The organism is Xanthomonas populi (assembly GCF_002940065.1).
Classification (GTDB): domain Bacteria; phylum Pseudomonadota; class Gammaproteobacteria; order Xanthomonadales; family Xanthomonadaceae; genus Xanthomonas; species Xanthomonas populi.
Map to the genome: position 1 here is coordinate 1 of NZ_MDEJ01000259.1, position 1,708 is coordinate 1,708.

Annotated in this window: 2 protein-coding genes and 1 pseudogene; 1 reads left to right on the plus strand and 2 read right to left on the minus strand. The window is 61.2% G+C overall.

The annotated features are described in order from the left end of the window. Positions 1–187 precede the first annotated feature (187 nt). A complete protein-coding gene (locus tag XpopCFBP1817_RS24190) occupies positions 188–334 on the minus strand; it encodes a helix-turn-helix domain-containing protein (RefSeq protein ID WP_128418472.1) in 147 nt (48 codons plus the stop codon). Between the two features lie 298 nt (positions 335–632). On the opposite strand from XpopCFBP1817_RS24190, the gene XpopCFBP1817_RS20615 reads away from it, so the two are divergent. Further along, entirely contained in the window at positions 633–1,484 is an 852-nt protein-coding gene (locus tag XpopCFBP1817_RS20615; protein WP_128418473.1) for a class I SAM-dependent methyltransferase, read from the plus strand. Positions 1,485–1,606: 122 nt separating this feature from the next. Here the strand turns inward: XpopCFBP1817_RS20615 and XpopCFBP1817_RS20620 are convergent. Continuing rightward, positions 1,607–1,708: pseudogene (locus XpopCFBP1817_RS20620) on the minus strand (IS1595 family transposase); the annotation flags it as partial.

Genomic DNA, 1,708 nt, shown 5'->3' on the forward strand with positions numbered 1-1,708 from the left:
ACTTGCCACCCAATGCCTTCGAGCAGCAATCGGCAATCAAACAACCCATCGTCGTGTCCGAAAAAACTTGACCACGACACTCGGCCAGGCCCGCATGCAGCGTCGCCACCATTGCCGTATCGATACGTGGATGACTGCTCCCTTGGCCGCGCCGCTGACTGGCCTGACGCTGTGCGGCTTTGGCGCGCTAGACACCACCATGGGCGTTGCGCGCGCGTCCAATACTGCTGGGATGACGGCCGAGCTGCTGGGCAATCCATGCATTGGAACGGCATACCTCAAACCCGCATTGCATCTGATAACGTGCGTCTTGGGTCAGGTGTTGATAGGACATAGGCAACTCCACGTGGTCGTGTAGTGGCTCAGGCTACGGCACCTGGCCCACTACCGTTGGGGGAAGTTGCACTTCGTGCGGGAATCCATCGTGCCTAGGCCGTGCATGCTGGCGTACGGCAGTCTTGCTAGGAGCACATCTCGCCTGCTTGGTCAACACCCGGTAAGTACGCGGGTACATCGCGCGTCCAGCGCCGCGATACCCACTCCCGGCCGCGTCGGTTAGGATGCGTATTGGCTTCTTTCTATTCTTGATCCGACCCGCTGCAATTGGCGGCCGGGGACGACACTCCGACCACGTGCCCCATTACTCCGGCCCACTACTCGTTCTCCTTGATGCTCAAGCCCTGCTGGCTGCGCGCGGAAATGGTCTGACTCAATGGACCGGGTCGCTGGACCTGGGCCGCAGTACCGGCACTGCGCAGCTGGATGCGCACACCTGGCAGTGGCGCGGCAGGGGCTACCCATATCCGGGCAAGTTCAAGGAGCGCACGCTGTATTTTTGGGATGGCGACGACTTTGCGCCAATCTCGCGCTTCAGTGGTGCGTTGATCAAGCTGGTGCCTACCGAATGGGGCGTGCCCACCTTCGAGATCGATGGCATCAAAATGCTGCCGTCGGCGCAGCTGTCGCCGTTTGACGATGCGCGCCGCAAGGTGGCGCTGGTGGATCCGCGCGGCAAGAGCGTGCTGGATACCTGCGGCGGACTGGGCTATTTCGCGGCCTGCTGCCTGGAGGCCGGCGTGGCGCAGCTGCATTCGTTCGAAAAGAACGCCGATGTGCTGTGGCTGCGCACACTCAATCCGTGGTCGCCGGATCCGGACGACGCAACGACCGGCGGACGCTTGCAGCTGACCCACGCCGATATCCTGCAGCACATCACTATGCTCGCAGACGGTTCGGTCGACGCCATCCTGCACGACCCGCCGCGCTTCGGCATTGCCGGCGAACTGTATTCGCAGCTGTTCTACGACCAGTTGGAGCGCGTGCTGCGCCGTGGCGGGCGCATGTTTCATTACACCGGCGCGCCCAACAAACTCAGCAGCGGGCGCGATGTTTCCAATGAAGTGAGCAAGCGCCTGAGCAAGGCTGGTTTCAGCACGCAACTCGCGTTGGATGGTGTGTTGGCGACGTTGCCTGCTCGGCGTTGAGTGCACCTTCGCGATCAGATGAAACACGCTCCGACCATTGTTGAGACACCTCAACGCCTGCGCCACGCATACTGCCGCATCGAATGCTAAAGGAGAAGATATCTCCTGATTCGCCCTGACTATCAGCCGTGAAAATTGCTCGCTGCACGCAGAACCGGCTCTGGACATGGTGTGGATTGCATCATGGCCGTGGCCAGTCGTGGCAGCATGTCGCGCAAGCAGAA